The organism is Desertimonas flava (genome assembly GCF_003426815.1).
Classification (GTDB): Bacteria; Actinomycetota; Acidimicrobiia; order Acidimicrobiales; family Ilumatobacteraceae; genus Desertimonas; species Desertimonas flava.
In genome coordinates, this window is the sequence record NZ_QKYK01000055.1 from 1 (window position 1) to 15,468 (window position 15,468).

Annotated in this window: 14 protein-coding genes; 5 read left to right on the forward strand and 9 right to left on the reverse strand. The window is 70.1% G+C overall.

The window, feature by feature from the left end; translation table 11 throughout:
- Window positions 1–113: 113 nt before the first annotated feature.
- Window positions 114–1,271: a glycosyltransferase gene (locus DN771_RS28410; protein WP_117000957.1), complete on the reverse strand. Its 1,158-nt coding sequence runs from the start codon at window positions 1,269–1,271 to the stop codon at window positions 114–116.
- Window positions 1,272–1,416: 145 nt separating this feature from the next.
- On the opposite strand from DN771_RS28410, the gene ispG reads away from it, so the two are divergent.
- Window positions 1,417–2,640, forward strand: a complete 1,224-nt coding sequence (gene ispG, locus DN771_RS28415) for a flavodoxin-dependent (E)-4-hydroxy-3-methylbut-2-enyl-diphosphate synthase (RefSeq protein ID WP_117000958.1) — start codon at window positions 1,417–1,419, stop codon at window positions 2,638–2,640.
- Between the two features lie 99 nt (window positions 2,641–2,739).
- Here the strand turns inward: ispG and manA are convergent, their stop codons facing one another.
- The 7 genes from manA to DN771_RS28450 form a co-directional block, all read right to left on the reverse strand.
- The gene (manA, locus tag DN771_RS28420) at window positions 2,740–3,699 is read right to left on the reverse strand and encodes a mannose-6-phosphate isomerase, class I (RefSeq protein WP_117000959.1); all 960 of its coding nucleotides are present in this window, start codon (window positions 3,697–3,699) and stop codon (window positions 2,740–2,742) included.
- A 50-nt stretch (window positions 3,700–3,749) separates the two neighbouring features.
- Window positions 3,750–4,370, reverse strand: coding sequence for an MBL fold metallo-hydrolase (locus DN771_RS28425; RefSeq protein ID WP_117000969.1), 621 nt, complete (start codon window positions 4,368–4,370; stop codon window positions 3,750–3,752).
- Window positions 4,370–5,455, reverse strand: a complete 1,086-nt coding sequence (locus DN771_RS28430; protein WP_117000960.1) for an S-(hydroxymethyl)mycothiol dehydrogenase — start codon at window positions 5,453–5,455, stop codon at window positions 4,370–4,372. The genes DN771_RS28425 and DN771_RS28430 overlap by 1 nt, the downstream gene beginning before the upstream one ends.
- A gap of 83 nt (window positions 5,456–5,538) precedes the next feature.
- The gene (locus DN771_RS28435; RefSeq protein WP_205528821.1) at window positions 5,539–6,327 is read right to left on the reverse strand and encodes an aquaporin; all 789 of its coding nucleotides are present in this window, start codon (window positions 6,325–6,327) and stop codon (window positions 5,539–5,541) included.
- Window positions 6,328–6,437: 110 nt separating this feature from the next.
- A complete protein-coding gene (nucS, locus tag DN771_RS28440) occupies window positions 6,438–7,097 on the reverse strand; it encodes an endonuclease NucS (protein WP_117000961.1) in 660 nt (219 codons plus the stop codon).
- A gap of 53 nt (window positions 7,098–7,150) precedes the next feature.
- Window positions 7,151–7,930 carry a 3'(2'),5'-bisphosphate nucleotidase CysQ gene (locus DN771_RS28445; RefSeq protein ID WP_117000962.1) on the reverse strand — a complete coding sequence of 260 codons (780 nt, stop codon included), beginning with the start codon at window positions 7,928–7,930 and terminating at the stop codon, window positions 7,151–7,153.
- A 61-nt stretch (window positions 7,931–7,991) separates the two neighbouring features.
- Window positions 7,992–9,155 (reverse strand): vWA domain-containing protein, encoded by a 1,164-nt coding sequence (locus tag DN771_RS28450; protein ID WP_162942526.1) that lies wholly within the window; start codon window positions 9,153–9,155, stop codon window positions 7,992–7,994.
- A 247-nt stretch (window positions 9,156–9,402) separates the two neighbouring features.
- On the opposite strand from DN771_RS28450, the gene DN771_RS30240 reads away from it, so the two are divergent.
- Window positions 9,403–11,463: a hypothetical protein gene (locus DN771_RS30240; protein ID WP_193615425.1), complete on the forward strand. Its 2,061-nt coding sequence runs from the start codon at window positions 9,403–9,405 to the stop codon at window positions 11,461–11,463.
- 26 nt (window positions 11,464–11,489) lie between these two features.
- Here the strand turns inward: DN771_RS30240 and ettA are convergent, their stop codons facing one another.
- Window positions 11,490–13,163 carry an energy-dependent translational throttle protein EttA gene (gene ettA, locus DN771_RS28470; RefSeq protein WP_117000966.1) on the reverse strand — a complete coding sequence of 558 codons (1,674 nt, stop codon included), beginning with the start codon at window positions 13,161–13,163 and terminating at the stop codon, window positions 11,490–11,492.
- 76 nt (window positions 13,164–13,239) lie between these two features.
- Between ettA and DN771_RS28475 the strand changes: the two genes are divergently transcribed.
- The 3 genes from DN771_RS28475 to DN771_RS28485 all read left to right on the forward strand — a co-directional run.
- Complete coding sequence (locus DN771_RS28475) at window positions 13,240–13,617, forward strand: VOC family protein (RefSeq protein ID WP_117000967.1); 378 nt, start codon at window positions 13,240–13,242, stop codon at window positions 13,615–13,617.
- Between the two features lie 42 nt (window positions 13,618–13,659).
- Window positions 13,660–15,105 (forward strand): nitroreductase/quinone reductase family protein, encoded by a 1,446-nt coding sequence (locus tag DN771_RS28480; RefSeq protein WP_117000968.1) that lies wholly within the window; start codon window positions 13,660–13,662, stop codon window positions 15,103–15,105.
- 112 nt (window positions 15,106–15,217) lie between these two features.
- Window positions 15,218–15,468, forward strand: a 251-nt coding sequence (locus DN771_RS28485) for a 2-oxoglutarate dehydrogenase E1 subunit family protein (protein WP_227462509.1), incomplete at its 3' end; no start/stop codon positions are given.

The window sequence follows — 15,468 nt, forward strand, 5'->3', positions numbered from 1 at the left end:
CGCCGCCAAGCTCAACCGCCGACCCCGCAAACGCCACGGCTGGAAGACCCCTACCATGATCCTCGACAACCACGTGTTGCAGTGACCACTGGAATCCAGGCAGGCACCATCTGTTACGCGACGACGGGAGCGAGGGCCGCCAGGGCGTCGAGGGCCGCGTCGGCGTCGGGCATCTCGGCGATGCGCCTGCGCACCGCCGAGAGCGCGGGCGACGACGTTCCGATCGTGCGCCGGGCGGCGTCGGAGATCGCCTCCGTGGAGGCGTCTGCCGGTTCGAGCACCGCAGCCAGCCCGGCGGCGACGAGCAGGTCGGCGTTGATGAACTGGTCGGCGCCCTTGGGCAGGACGACCTGTGGCACGGCGCGGCTGAGGCAGTCGAGCATTGTTCCGCTGCCGCCGTGGTGCACGGCGAGAGCGGCGTGGTCGAGGACGGCTCCCTGGTCGACGAACTGGGCGATCCGAACGTTGGCGGGGAGCGCGCCGAGCGCGGCGCCCTCGGCGTTGCCCAACGTCACCAGCACCTCGGCGTCGAGGGCGGCGACCGCCTCGATCGCCGGCCGCAGCTGGTCGTCGCCGGAGACCACCGTTCCCAACGTCACGTACACGAGCGGGCGGTCGCCCGACCCGATCCAGCGCGGCACGACGGCACCGGGGTCGGAATACGAGGTGTGACGGAGCGGGAGACGGTTCGGCCGGTCTGCGGCCCGAGGTTCCTGCACGGCAGCGGGAAAGAGGTCGATGAACGGTTCGGCCTCGCCGGCGGACTCATCGATCGGCACGCCGAAGTCGGCGTACAGGGCGGCGACCTTGCCGCCGAGGTAGCGACGCTCGACCGGCGCCGGCATGAATGGCGACACCCGCAAGGCGACACTGGGGATGCCGGCGGCGCGTGCGGCCACGCCGGCACCGATGTCGTAGTGCTCGTAGACGACGAGGTCGGGGGCGAGATCGTCGAGCCGCGGCGCCAGGTCGGCGGCCGTGGTCCGCCCGAACACGTTGACGAACAGGTGACCGCCCGCGTCGAGGTCGGGGCGCCCGTCGTCGTCGCGCGGAAGCCCGTTGGGATAGCCGCTCGCGGCGAACTGCCCGAACGCCTCCTCGAACGTCAGGCCGACGTCCAAGGTGCGGTAGCCGAGCCGTTCGAGCCGGCCGACGAACTCGCCGGCGATGGCGAACGTCACGTCGTGGCCGGCGGCGCGGGCTGCGTTGGCCAGGGGCATCATCGGGTAGAGGTGGCCGAACGCCGGCCGGCTGCAGAACAGAAGTCTCACGAAAGGTCTCCGACAGATTGGGGGGTGGACCTCCCACGGTGAGCCCTTGCCCCTGACCGTCGCTTGGACGGCAGGTGGCGATCTCGTGGAGACGTCGACGCGACCCGGCAGGTCCGGCTCGGCCGGGGCGGGTAGCGTCAACGGCATGGAAGTCGCCAGTCGGTCGACGCGCAAGGTCACCAAGCAGATCCACGTCGGTTCCGTGCCGGTGGGCGGCGGGGCCCCGGTCACGGTGCAGTCGATGACCATCACCAAGACGGCCGACGTGGAGGGCACGCTGCAGCAGATCTACGCGCTCGCGGCGGCGGGTTGCGACATCGTGCGCTGCACGTGCAACGAGATCGAAGCCGCCGAGGGGCTGGCCCAGATCGTCCCCCGGTCGCCGGTGCCGATCATCGCCGACATCCATCACCAGTACCGCATGGCGCTCGCCGCCATCGAGGCCGGCGTCGATGGTCTTCGGCTCAACCCCGGCAACATCCGCAAGCCCGAGCACATCAAGGCCGTCGCCAGCGAAGCCCGTGACCGCAACCTGCCGATCCGCATCGGGGTGAACGGCGGCTCGCTCGACGACTCGCTGTACCAGAAGTACGGCGGCGTCACGCCCGAGGCGATGGTCGAATCGGCCATGCGTGAGATCGCCTACTTCGACGAGGTCGGCTTCGACCTCGTCAAGATCTCGGTCAAGGCGTCGAGCGTGCCGTTGATGGTCGAGGCCTACCGCCAGCTCTCCGAGGCCACCGACTACCCGCTCCACCTCGGCGTCACCGAGGCCGGGCCGCCGCCGGCCGGCCTGGTGAAGGCCACGGCGGGGATCGGCACGCTGCTGCTCGAGGGCATCGGCGACACCATTCGCTACTCGCTCACCGCCGACCCCGTCGAGGAAGCCCGCGCCGGCCGCCAGCTGCTCGAGGCGCTCGGCCTGCGCGAGCGCAAGAACGTCGACCTGATCTCGTGCCCGTCGTGCGGTCGCGCCGAGGTCGACGTGATCGACGTCGCCAAGCGGGCGATGGAGGCGTTCGGTGAACGTCAGCTGCCGCTCCAGGTGGCCGTGATGGGTTGCGTGGTGAACGGACCGGGCGAGGCCCGCGAGGCCGATCTCGGCATCGCCGCCGGCAACAAGCGCGGTCACCTGTTCATCAAGGGCCGCAACATCGCCGTCGTCCCCGAGTCGGAGATGGTCGACGCGCTCGTCGAGTGGGCCGAGTTCATCAACGAGCACGGCATCGATGCGGCGATCGCCAAGGCCGACACGGCGAAGGCCGAGCGCGAGGCGGCTCGTGATCGCTCGACGCTCCTCGATGCCAAGGGCGACGACGCCAACGACGCCGCCAGCCGCATCGTCGAGATCCGCAAGAAGCAGGCGTAGCAGCTCGCGGCGGCCGGATTCGGTCGGCCTCCGTGCCGCGATCGGACCCCGTCTCCGAGATAGTGCCTGGCACTATCTCGGAACTCCGCCGAGGACGAACTACGACGTGGCGACGAAGGCGATGTCGCCGGCGGGCACGTCGAGCGTGTCGTGAGGGGCGAGGTAGCCGGTGGCGCCCGACGCCGTGACGACCAGTTCGTGGGTGCTCGCCGTGCGTTGCGTCGGCCCGACGAGACGGAGCAGTCGGATCGACGTGCCCGACAGCGGATAGGACCGGGCGGTCGACATCACGGGGTCGAGGAGGGGCGTGGGATCCATGACGTCGAGAAGGAGGTCGACGTTCACCCGCTTGGACGTCAGCCCGGCGCGCACGACGTTGTCGCTGGCGCCCATCAGTTCGATGCCGGCGCCGCTGAGGTAGGCGTGCAGATTGCCCGGACCGAGCTGGATCGCTTCGCCCGGCTCGAGCTGAACGTAGTTGAGCAGCAGCGTCACAAGCACGCTCGGATCGCCGGGATATCGCTTGGCCAGGCGGATGACCCAACGGCACTCCGGACGGTCGCTGCTCCGGCACGAGTCGACGACCGGGTCGATCGGCACCCGCCCGCCAAGGACGGCCCGGATGGTGTCGCGAACGCCGGACTGCTCGAACGCCGCCGCCAGTCGTTGCTGGCCGATGTCGTCGAGCAGGGCCACGGTCTCGTCGATCGGGCGGATGCCGCAGAAGGCCTCGAACGGGGTGAGCGCGCAGAGCAGTTCGGGCTTGGCGTACGGGTCGACGTAGGTGCCCACCTGATAGCCCGCGCGAGCCTGATCGGCGTCGGGGTGCGTCTGGAGCGACAGCGGCTCGGACGCGGCGAGCACCTTGAGGAGAAAGGGCAGGTTGCCCGTCAGCTCGGTGAGCGCCCGGCCGTCGGGAAGGCGGGACGGCCCGTTGGGGTGGGTGCCCAGCCACAGTTCGGCCCACGGCTGGCCGTCGGGATTCCTCCCGAGGAAGGCCGGGATGAATTGGCGGTCGCCCCACGGGTAGTGCTGGACCACGCCAGCAATCGGTTGCATGCGGTCTCCGTTGTCGTCGTTGCCGGCCCGAGGGAGCAGCCGGCGGCGATCTAGAGCCCTAGCTCCGCTGCCCGCGCCAGCACTCTGTCGCGTTCGGCACCGATGGTCGTGGACTCGCCGTGCCCAGTATGCACGACGGTCTGGTCGGGGAGCACGAGCAATCGGTCACGGATCGAACGGAGGATCGTCGGTTCGTCGCTGAAGCTCCGTCCCGTCGCTCCTGGGCCACCGCAGAAGAGCGTGTCGCCGCTGAAGACGGCACCCGCTGCGGCGTCGTGGAAGCAGCAGCAGCCGGGGGAGTGCCCAGGCGTGTGCACGACCCGCAGTTCGTGGCCGCCGGCCGCGATCGTGGAGCCGGGCTCGGTGGCGACGTCCGGTGACTCACCGGGCCACACGACGTCCCACAGCATGCGGTCGTCGGCATGCAGGTGGATCGGCGCGTCGACGGCATCGCGCAACGGGACGGCGGCGTTGATGTGGTCGTTGTGGCCGTGGGTCAGCACGATGGCCCGGACGCGCCGGCCGTTCACGGCGTCGACGATCGGCCGGTGATCGTGGGCCGCGTCGAACACGACGACCTCGCGGTCGTCGCCGACGATCCAGATGTTGTTGGTGACCTCCCAGGAACCGCCGTCGAGCTCGAAGACCCCGTCAGTGGTGACCAGCTCGATCACAGCACCACCACGGAGCGGAGCACCTCGCCGCGTTCCATCTTGTGGAAGGCCTCCTCGACGCCGTCGATGCCGATCGTCTCGCTCACGAAGCGATCGAGATCGAGGCGGCCCTGGAGGTAGAGGTCGATGAGCATCGGGAAGTCGCGCGAGGGCAGGCAGTCGCCGTACCACGACGACTTCAGGGCCCCGCCGCGTCCGAACACCTCGATGAAGGGCAGCTCGAGCGTGGCGGTCGGGTTGGGGACGCCGACGAGGACGACCGTGCCGGCGAGATCCCGCGCCTCGAACGCCTGCTTGTACACGGCCGGGTTGCCGATCGCCTCGATGCACACGTCGGCACCGAAACCGCCGGTGACCGACTGGATGTACTCGACCGGGTCGGTGGTGGTGGAGTTGCAGGTGTGCGTCGCGCCGAACTCCTTGGCGATCTCGAGCTTGCGGTCGTCGATGTCGACGGCGACGATCGTGCCGGCCCCGGCGAGCCGCGATCCGGCGATGGCCGCGTCGCCCACGCCGCCGCAGCCGAACACGGCCACCGACTGGCCGCGACGGACGTTGCCGGTGTTGATCGCCGCGCCGATGCCGGCCATCACGCCACAGCCGAGGAGGCCGGCCGCCGTGGGCGGCGCCGCCGGATCGACCTTGGTGCACTGGCCGGCGGCGACAAGTGTCTTCTCGGCGAAGGCGCCGATACCGAGCGCCGGTGACAGCTCGGTGCCGTCCTCGAGCGTCATCTTCTGGGTGGCGTTGTGGGTGGCGAAGCAGTACCAGGGCTCACCGCGCAGGCAGGCCCGGCAGTTGCCGCACACCGCCCGCCAGTTGAGGATGACGTAGTCGCCGGGGGCCACGTCGGTGACGCCGGGGCCGACCGCTTCGACGATGCCGGCGGCCTCGTGTCCCAGCAGGAACGGGAACTCGTCGTTGATCCCGCCTTCGCGGTAGTGCAGGTCGGTGTGGCACACCCCGCACGCCTGCACCTTCACCAGCGCCTCACCAGGGCCGGGGTCGGGGACGATGATCGTCTCGAGGGTGACGGGCTGGCCCTTGGCGCGGGCGACGACTCCTTGCACGTGATGCGGCATGGTCGGCAAACCTAGTGGTCCGGCGCCGCTCTGTCTGCCTCATCGGAGCCGGCGCGAGCCCGCCCCACCACGGCTACGGCTCGTCAGACGTCGTCGACGAACGGCATGTCGATGTTGTCGACCCCCGGCAGGTCGAAGTCGCCGGCGTGGACGTACACCCACACCAACGTTCCGGCCACGGCCCCGATCAGTGGGAAGACGATGAAGAGCCACAGTTGCGACATCGCGTCGCTGCCCGAGAAGACCGCGGCACCGAGGCTGCGGGCCGGGTTCACCGAGGTGTTGTCGACGGGGATCGTGACGAGGTGGATCATTCCCAGCGTGGCCCCGACAGCCAGGCCGCCGAAGCCCGGGGCGAACTTCCTCACCGTGGTCGACAGCACGGCGAACACGAGGATCGCCGTGAAGACGATCTCGACGACCATCGCCGCACCCGCGCCGTAGGAGTTGCCGATCTTGTCCCCCCAACCGTTGGCGGCGAAGATCCCGGTCTTGTCGAAGGCCTCGTCGCCACCGTCGGTGATGCTGAACAAGATGGCCCCGCCGGCGATGGCCCCGGCCAGCTGGGAGATCCAGTACAGCCCGACCCGCTGCCACGGAAGTTGGCCTCCGAGCGCCATGCCGAGCGTGACGGCAGGGTTGATGTGGCAGCCGGAGACCGGCCCCACCACGTAGGCGCCGACGAGCAGGGCGAGACCGAAGCACGCCGCCACGCCGACGTTGCCGATCACGTCGGCCGCGAGGATGGCGCTGCCGGGGCCGATCAGCATCAGGAGCATCGTCCCAACGAACTCTGCGGTGGCCACGCGGGCGAGCGGTGGATCGGTGGGGATGACCGCGGTGGTGTCGGTATCGGGGCTGGTCTCGGTCACGGGCGTTCCTCCTCGTTCCGGTGCGATCCCCGGATCGCGCGCATGAGTCTGCCACCGGCCCCGAGCCCGATCGCGGATGCTGGAACGGCCTTTCGCCGTCGGCGGGTTGCTCAGAAGAGGCGGAGGTCGCCGGGGTCCATGCCGCGCAGTTGGTCGTAGTCGACCTCGACCCAACGCAGGCCGCGCGACTCGGCGAGCACGCGGGCCTGCGGCTTCACCTGCTGGGCGACGAACACGCCACGGATCTCACCGAGCGACGAGTCGAGTCGGAGCCTTTCGATGTACCGCACCAGTTGCTCCACGCCGTCGATCTCGCCCCGCCGCTTGACCTCGATGGCGACCACCTGGCCGGCCGGGTCGCGGCAGACCAGGTCAACCGGTCCGATGGCCGTGGGGTATTCGCGCCGCACCAGCGTCAGGCCCTCTTCGATCGTCGACGGTGTCGCCGCCAGCAGCTCCTGGAGGTGGGCCTCCACGCCGTCCTTCTGCAGGCCGGGGTCGACGCCGAACTCCTCGCTGACGTCCGACAGCACTTCGTGCAGCGTGATGGTGAGGGTCTCGTTCTTGGTGTTGGTCACGACCCACTCGCCCTCGCCTTCGACCAGGCGGTTGGGGGCGTTCATCCAGTTCAGCGGCTTGTAGGCCCCGCCGTCGGAGTGGATGGCGACGCAGCCGTCGGCCTTCACCATGATGAGGCGCACCGCCTCGGGGAGATGCGCGGAGAGCCGGCCGGCATAGTCGACGGAACAGCGGGCGATCATCAGACGCACGGATGGCGACCCTACCGGGAGGGCGGACGCGGTTCGATCGGCGGATCGGCGGGTCAGTGACGAGCAGCGGCGTCGATCGCGGTGAGCACGGGCTCGGCGAAGGCCGGACGGCACACGACGAAATCCGGCAGCCACGGGTCCGGGTCGTTGTAGACGATGGGGGAGCCGTCGATGCGGCTGACGTGCAGCCCGGCGGCCAGCGCCACGGCGGCAGGCGCCGCCGAGTCCCATTGGTACATGCCGCCGGCGTGCACGTAGACGTCGGCGATGCCGTTGACCACGGCCATCGCCTTGGCTCCCGCCGACCCGAGCTGGAGGATGTTGGCCCCGAGGGCGTCGGCGACGACGACGGTGGCGTACGAGGTGCGCGAGCGGGAGGTCACGACCACCGGTGTCGCCCGCTTCACCATCGGGACCTCGGGTGCCGGGTCGGTGGAGAGCGTTCGCTCGATCGCGGGCAGCGACACGGCACCGGCGGCGAAGTGGTCGCGGTCCCAGAGGGCCACGTGGACGGCCCAGTCGTTGCGGCCCGGCTCGCCGTACTCGCGGGTGCCGTCGAGCGGGTCGACGATCCAGACCCGGTCCTGGGTGAGCCGTCGCGGGTCCTCGGCGCCCTCCTCCGACAGCACGGCGTCGGACGGCCGGGTGCGGGCCAGCTCGCTGGCGAGGTAGCGCTGCGCGGCGGCGTCGCCCTCGTCCATCACGTGCCAGTACGGGGCGCGCGCGGCGATCAGGCGACGACGCAGATCGACGAGCAGGTGCCCGGTCTCCGTGGCCAGTCGAGTGGCGAGCTGCGCGTCGCTCTCGTCGCTGGCTGGGACGGGGCTGGACATCGCCCGCCGACGCTACCGACCTGCGGGGCGCGGCGACGATGTCGTTCAGAAGTGTCTCGGCCTATGGCGCGGTGAAGATCTCCACCTGGGTGGCGGACCCCGGCAGGGTCTGCACGGAGAACGACAGCAGGATCGGGTCGCCGACGAGCTCGAGCAGGTCGCACGTGTAGATCCCGGGCAGAACCCAGACCCAGTCGCCCTGCTCGATCTGGTCCTGCCAGATCACCGTCCCGTCCTGGGCCTTGAGCACGTAGATCTCGCCGGCGCCCTGAGGGAACTTCAGCAGCGAACCGCGCACGAACGTCGTCCGTTCGGCCTCGATGTTGACCTTGATCGCCGTCTCGTCGCCGCTCGGGTTCGTCCACTCCAGGTCGCACACGCCCACTGGCGCCTCGACCTTGTTCGTCTCGGCGGTGAACGTGTAGGTGAACGGCTCTCCGCCGTCGGGGTTGCTGTCGGTCGCCGGCTCGTCGTCGCACGTCAGCGTGGCGTGCGGGTAGAGGCCGCCGATCGACTCGATCTCGAGGAACCCTGTCGTGACCACCACCTCGAGCTCTTCGAGGAACGTGAACAGCGCCACCGAGAGCTCGTCGGCGTTCTGCGCTCCCACGATCTCGCCGCCCGTGTTCTCGGCGATGCAGCTGGTGATGCGCAGCTCCTCGGCGTCGAGGCCGAGCCCCACGACGTAGATCGTGATGCCCGCCGCGCTCTCCTTCAGCTGCGTCGCGATGGCGCAGGGATCGGCGTCGCACGTCTCGAGACCGTCGGTCACGAGGATGATCGAGTTCGTAACGGTGTCCGATGCGGCCGGGAAGTCCGCGGCCGCCCGTTCGAGCGACAGGCCGATCGGCGTCCAGCCGACGGGCGTGTAGTTGGCGACCTGGGCGCGCAAGGCGGGAGGATCGACGCCCGCGACCGGCACCGTCAGGTCCGAGGACTGACAGCTCTCCGGCCGGCCCGATTCCGTGTTGTTGCCTTTGTGGCCGAACACCCGGAACCCCACGTTCAGCTCCGGACGATCGGTCGGGATGGCGTCGATCACCTGATTGAGCACTCTCTTGGCGGCGTCGATACGCGGCTCTCCGGTGTTGGTGGCAGCGCCCATCGAGCCCGACGAGTCCATGATCAACTCGACGTTGACCTCGTTGGCCGGCTCCGTCTGGGCGCCGACGCGCTGCGGCGCCTGGATCACGAGGTTCGCGGCGACGAGCGAGGCGAACGTCAACGCCGCGTGGCGTGCGAGCCGCGGCTGAGATCGTTGTGGCTGAGGTTGTGTGGCGAACCGCATCACTCGTTCTGACCCCCCGGTCCCTTGCCCAGGCGTGCGTCGCCGGGCGCCGGGACGTGAGGTACCCGCGTGCGGCGATTCCATGCGCGCCTGGGAGTCCACTTCCGTCGGTGATCGTGTCTGGGTTCGCCCGCCGGGGGTACGCATGGACGGCAAGGGCCGGGGAGCACGAGGGGGTTACGTCTTGCGAACGCGGTCGGTCGGTCTAGTTCTCAGCACGCTGGCCTTCCTCGTCGCGCCGGTCGCGACGGCCCATGCCACCGCCCCGCCGCCCTCGCCGCCCGGACAGCCGGCCGGGCAGGACATGGAGCTGGTGACGGGTCTGGGCGAGGGTGGTCAGCCCGACAGCGTGCCCCGCGAGATCGTCGTCGCCGGCGCCCGCTTCCTGTTCGACCGCATGGTTCCGGTGAGCCGCCAGGACTTGATCAGGGTGGCCCAGAGCCAGGCGAACATCGCCTACGCACGAACGGAGGAGGGGCCGTTCTCCGCCTTGTACCTCTCGATGCCCGAGCGCAGCGAGGACGTGCTGGCCCGCTACCTGCCCGAAGCCGTGGGGGCGGCGGACGTGACGTGCCCGGCCGAGTCAGCGGAGTACGAACCCATCGACGCCGGCGGCACGCTCTACGCCTTCGCCGGGACCGAGGCCGACCTCACGGCCGAGACCCTGCAGGCTGTGGGTGAGATGAACGGAGCGCCGGTGTACGCCGATCCCGAAGCCGCGCAACCGTTCCCCGAGATCTTCCTCACCTCTGACGCCGGGCTGCGGCGCTTCGTTGCCCTGGGCCCCGACGGCCGCCCGGCCTCGATCGCCACGTCGCTCGCCTTCGACGGCATGGAGTTCGCCTTCGACAGCGACGCGACCGACGCCGTCGATCCCGCCACGCTGACGAAGGTTGGGTGTGCCACGGCGTTCCCGGTGTACGTCCCCGCCGGCGACAGCGCGGCGACGCAGCGCTACGTACGAGTGGGCAACCGACTGTTCCTGTTCTCCGGATCCGGCGACGTGGCGGCCACCACGGCACCGACGGAACCGCCGACGACGGAGGTGCCGACGACGACGACCCAACCGCCGACGACGACGACCACCACGACGACGACCGAGCCACCGACGACCTCCACGACGACGACCGAGCCCCCGACGACCACGACTGAACCGCCGACGACCACCACGACGACGACCGAGCCACCGACGACCTCCACGACGACGACCGAGCCCCCGACGACCACGACTGAACCGCCGACGACCACGACGACGACCACGACTGAACCGCCGACGACCACGCCGACGACCACGACTGAACCGCCGACGACCACGACGACCGAGCCGCCGACGACGACGACCGAGGCCTCGACGACCACGACGACGACCGAGGCCTCGACGACCACGACGACGACGACCACGACGACGACCGAGCCGCCGACGACCAGCACGACGACCGAGCCGATCCAGCCGCCCGCGGTCGTGGCGACGCAGCCGCCCAGCGCACCGCCGCCCGCCGCCAACACGGCGGCCCCGTCGGCCGCGTGCCCCGGTGATCCCGGCGATCCGGACGCGGACGGGATTCCCGCCCATCTGCCGGCGCGGTTCCAGCTCGGTGGGGTGGCGTACCTGTTCGTCGCCGCCGAGAGCGCGGATGCCGCCGGAACGCTGACCCGCATCGGGTGCGTCGGGCCGTTCGGACTCGCCCGTAGTGACCAGGCCGACGAGTCCGAGGTCCTCTTCCTCGTCGTCGACGGGCCCACCGACGACGAGGTGTACCGCTTCGCCGCGGCCCCGACGTTCCAGATCGAGTTCCAGGTCACCGACCAGCCCCAGGTGTTGGCAGCGGGAGACCAGCGACTCCGCCTGCAGCAGGTGGCGCAGCCTTCGATCTACTCCAGCCCGTCGGTCATCCTCTTCGTGGCCGACGCCGACGATCCGGCTCCCGACATCGTCTACGCACTCGACGTCTCGCGGACCGTCGTCGGCGATGCCCTCGGTGAGTATCGGCCGGTCGATGACGGCGAAGCGCCCGATCAGGCGATGGCCACGGCCGCCGAACAGGTCGGTCTCAACGCCGATCTCACGATCGCCGGGCGGGACTACGTGCTCGTCGACATCTACACGCCGATCGGAACGACGAGGAACGGCTTCATGACGCTCTTCGGTCCGTCCACCGGATCACCCGAGGTGGTGTTCGGCCGTGATCTCCGCGAGACGGGACTCTTCGTCTTCGGTGCCGAGCCGGCCGACCCGATTCCCTGATCGTTCCGCCCGACCGGGCGCGGGCGTCAGGCGAGCTTCTTGTACTTGATGCGGTGCGGCTGGTCGGCCGCCGAGCCCAACTCCTTGTGACGCCACGCCTCGTACTCGGAGAAGTTGCCCTCGAACCAGCGCACCTGGCTGTCGCCCTCGAACGCCAGCACGTGGGTGGCGATGCGGTCGAGGAACCAGCGGTCGTGACTGATGACCACGGCACAGCCGGGGAAGCTCTCGAGACCAGCTTCGAGCGCGCGCAGCGTGTCGACGTCGAGGTCGTTGGTCGGCTCGTCGAGCAGCAGCACGTTGCCGCCGGACTTGAGCAACTTGGCGAGGTGGACGCGGTTGCGCTCACCGCCGGAGAGGTCGCCCACTCGCTTCTGTTGATCGGCCCCCTTGAACATGAAACTGGCCACGTAGGCGCGTCCGTGGATCTCGCGGTTGCCCACCTTGAGGTGATCGACGCCGCCGGTGATCTCGTCGTACACCGAGGCGTCGTCGTCGAGCGTGTCCCGGCTCTGGTCGACGTAGCTCAGCTGGACCGTGTCGCCCACCTTGATGGTGCCGCTGTCCACCGGCTCCTGGCCGGTGAGCATCTTGAACAGCGTCGTCTTGCCGGCGCCGTTGGGCCCGATGATGCCGACGATGCCGGCCTTGGGCAGCGAGAACGACAGGTTCTCGATGAGGAGACGGTCGCCGAACCCCTTGCGCAGGCCCTCGACCTCGATGACGGTGTCGCCGAGCCGCTGACCCGCGGGGATGGCGATCTCCAAGCGCTGGTCGTCGCCCCGCGCCGCCTCGGCCTCGGACTGGAGACGGTCGTAGGCGGCGAGGCGGGCCTTGCCCTTGGCCTGGCGGGCCTTGGGCGCCATGCGCACCCATTCGAGCTCGCGCTGCAGGGTGCGGCGGCGGGCCTCGTTGGATCGCTCCTCCTGGGCGAGGCGGGCTTCCTTCTGCTCCAGCCACGAGCTGTAGTTGCCCTGGAACGGCAGGCCGCGCCCCCGGTCGAGCTCGAGGATCCACTGGGCGACGTTGTCGAGGAAGTAGCGGTCGTGGGTGATCGCCACGACCGTCCCCGAGTACTCCTGGAGGAAGCGCTCGAGCCACTCGACGCTCTCGGCGTCGAGGTGGTTGGTGGGCTCGTCGAGCAGGAGCAGGTCGGGGTGGCTGAGCAGCAGGCGGCACAGCGCGACGCGGCGCCGCTCACCGCCCGACAGGACGGTGACGTCGGCGTCGTCGGGCGGGCAGCGCAGGGCGTCCATGGCGATCTCGACGTTGCGCTCGAGGCTCCATGCATCGGCGGCGGCGATCTTGTCCTCGAGGGCGGCCTGCTCGGCGCCGATCTTCTCGTAGTCGGCGTCGGGGTCGGCCCACTTCGCCATCACTGCGTTGTACTGGTCGATGAGCCCCTGCACGGCGGCGACGCCGTCCATCACGTTGCCCTTGACGTCCTTGGTGGGATCGAGTTGGGGCTCCTGGTGGAGGTAGCCCACGGTGAATCCCGGCGTGAGGCGGGCCTCGCCGCTGTAGCCGTCGTCGAGACCGGCCATGATCTTGAGCAGCGACGACTTGCCGGCACCGTTGGAGCCGATGACACCGATCTTGGCGCCCGGGAAGAACGACAGCGAGATGTTCTCCAACACCGTCCGGTCGGGCGGGTAGAAGCGGGTCAGCTTGTGCGACGTGTAGATGTACTCGTGAGCCATGGCGCTTCGGAGGCTAACGGCGCCCTGTGCGATGGGCTTGCCGGGCGCTCGTCCGACGCGGTGGCATACTCGGCGCATGTTCGACCATGTGGGGATCCAGGCCGCCGACGTCGAGGCGTCGGTCCGCTACTACCTCGACGTCTTCGCCCCGCTCGGATTCCGCGAGATGATGCGCTTCGACACGCCGGGTGGACCCGTCGTCGGCATCGCAGGCAGGACGCCGCAGCCGCAGTTCTGGCTCTCGCCGAACGAGCGGGGCGAGGCTCGCGAAGATCACATCGCCTTTGCCGCGGCAACGCGCGAGGAGGTCGACGCCGTCCACGCGGCTGCGGTGGCGGCCGGCGCCGAGGTGCTGCACGCTCCTCGTGAGTGGCCCGAGTACCACCCGGGCTACTACGCCGTGTTCCTCCGTGACCCCGACGGTCACAACGTCGAGGCCGTCGTCCACGCCTGACGGACGCCGACGGCGGTCCGGCCGGGACTACGATGTGCAACCATGCGGTTGCTCATTCTTGGCGGGACGGCGTGGCTGGGACGGGAGGTAGCCGCCACGGCGTTGCGAGACGGCCACGAGGTCACGTGCCTGGCTCGCGGCACGGCCGGGCCGGTCGCCCACGGTGCGCGGCTCGTGGTGGCCGACCGGGACGAGCCGAGGGTCCATGACACGGTCGCCGGCGAACGATGGGACGCGATCGTCGATGTGTCGTCCCAGCCCGGACACGTCCGCCGGGCCGTCGCTGCCCTGGTGTCGACCGAGGCCCACTACGTGTACGTCTCATCGTGTTCGGCCTACGCCGACCATTCCGAACCCGGGGCAGACGAATCGGCCGCACTCCTGCCCGCCCTCGCCTCCGACGTCATGGAGTCCCCGGAGACCTACGGCGAAGCGAAGGTCGCATGCGAGCAGGCGGTGCTCGACGGCTTCGGCGCCGACCGCGCCGCGGTGCTGCGGGCCGGCCTGATCGGCGGCTACGGCGACGACTCCGGCCGCACCGGGTACTGGCCGAGGCGCTTCGCCCATCCGGCGTCCGGCGACGGTGCGGTGCTCGTGCCCGACGCTCCCGGCCTCGGCATGCAACTGATCGACGTGCGGGATCTGGCGGCGTGGATCGTCGGCCTGGCCGCCAACCGCCGGGCGGGAACGTTCAACGCCACGGGCCCGGTTCACCCGCTGGCCGACATCCTCGGCGCGGCACGGGAGGCCGCCGGTCACGACGGCGAGCTCATCGGCGCCGGACCCGAATGGCTCACGGCCCACGGCGTCAATCCATGGGCCGGACCGACGTCACTTCCGCTGTGGCTGCCGTTGCCGGAGTACGCCGGGTTCGGTACTCGCGACACGTCGGCCGCCGTGGCCGCCGGACTGCGCACGAGGCCGCTCGTCGACACGTTCGCCGCGGCCCTCGAGTGGGAGGAGCAGCAGGGCGCCGGTCGCCCGAGCGGCGCCGGGCTGACCGACGACGACGAACGCCGCTTGCTCGCCGAGGCGCGTCATGATCCCCGCCGGCGCGCGCAGCCGTACGCTCTCGCCATGAGCGACTTCAACGCCCAGATCATCGAGGAGTTCCGAGCCAACAACGGCCAGGTCGGCGGCCCGTTCGAGGGCCGTCACATGATCCTCGTGCATCACATCGGTGCGCAGAGCGGCCAGGAGCGCGTGGCGCCACTGGTGTACCAGCCCGTCGGCGACGCCTTCGCCGTCTTCGCCTCCTACGGCGGCGCGCCGCAGCACCCGGCGTGGTACCACAACCTCGTCGCCAACCCCGAGATCGACGTCGAGGTCGGCGCCGAGACGATCCCGGTCCGCGCACGGGTGCTCGAGGGTGAGGAGCGGTCCGAGATCTGGGAGCGCCAGAAGGCCGAGCTGTCGGCCTTCGCCGACTATGACGCCAAGGTGGCAGGCATCCGGGAGATCCCTGTGGTGCTCCTCGAACGCCGCTGACGGCTCTCCTGGAGCCGCCGCCGAGGGCTCGGCGCAAGCTGGTGGTCAGAGTTCCTGGATCGGCGCGCGGCGCGCCCGAATGCTGAGTAACCCTGTCCTTTACACTGGGATTGTGACAACGACGTCCGACAGCAGTTTTGGGGCCAACTCGTGGCTCGTCGACGAGATGCACGAGCAGTTTCTCGACGATCCACAGTCCGTCAGCGAGTCCTGGCGTGAGTTCTTCGAGGGCTACCGCGGCCGTGCCGGCGCGGCCGCCGACGGCGCCCCGGCGAAGCCCGCCGACGTGACCGAGCCGGCGCCGGCCGTGAGCTCCGTCGTCCCGCCGACCTCCGCCCCGGCCGAGCCCGTCGCCGCCACCCC

Coding starts and splice junctions, on each gene's coding strand:
- ispG (WP_117000958.1), top strand. CDS start 1,417: ATGGAAGTCGCCAGTCGGTCGACGCGCAAGGTCACCAAGCAGATCCAC.
- manA (WP_117000959.1), bottom strand. CDS start 3,699: ATGCAACCGATTGCTGGCGTGGTCCAGCACTACCCGTGGGGCGACCGC.
- DN771_RS28430 (WP_117000960.1), bottom strand. CDS start 5,455: ATGCCGCATCACGTGCAAGGAGTCGTCGCCCGCGCCAAGGGCCAGCCC.
- DN771_RS28445 (WP_117000962.1), bottom strand. CDS start 7,930: ATGTCCAGCCCCGTCCCAGCCAGCGACGAGAGCGACGCGCAGCTCGCC.
- ettA (WP_117000966.1), bottom strand. CDS start 13,163: ATGGCTCACGAGTACATCTACACGTCGCACAAGCTGACCCGCTTCTAC.
- DN771_RS28475 (WP_117000967.1), top strand. CDS start 13,240: ATGTTCGACCATGTGGGGATCCAGGCCGCCGACGTCGAGGCGTCGGTC.
- DN771_RS28480 (WP_117000968.1), top strand. CDS start 13,660: ATGCGGTTGCTCATTCTTGGCGGGACGGCGTGGCTGGGACGGGAGGTA.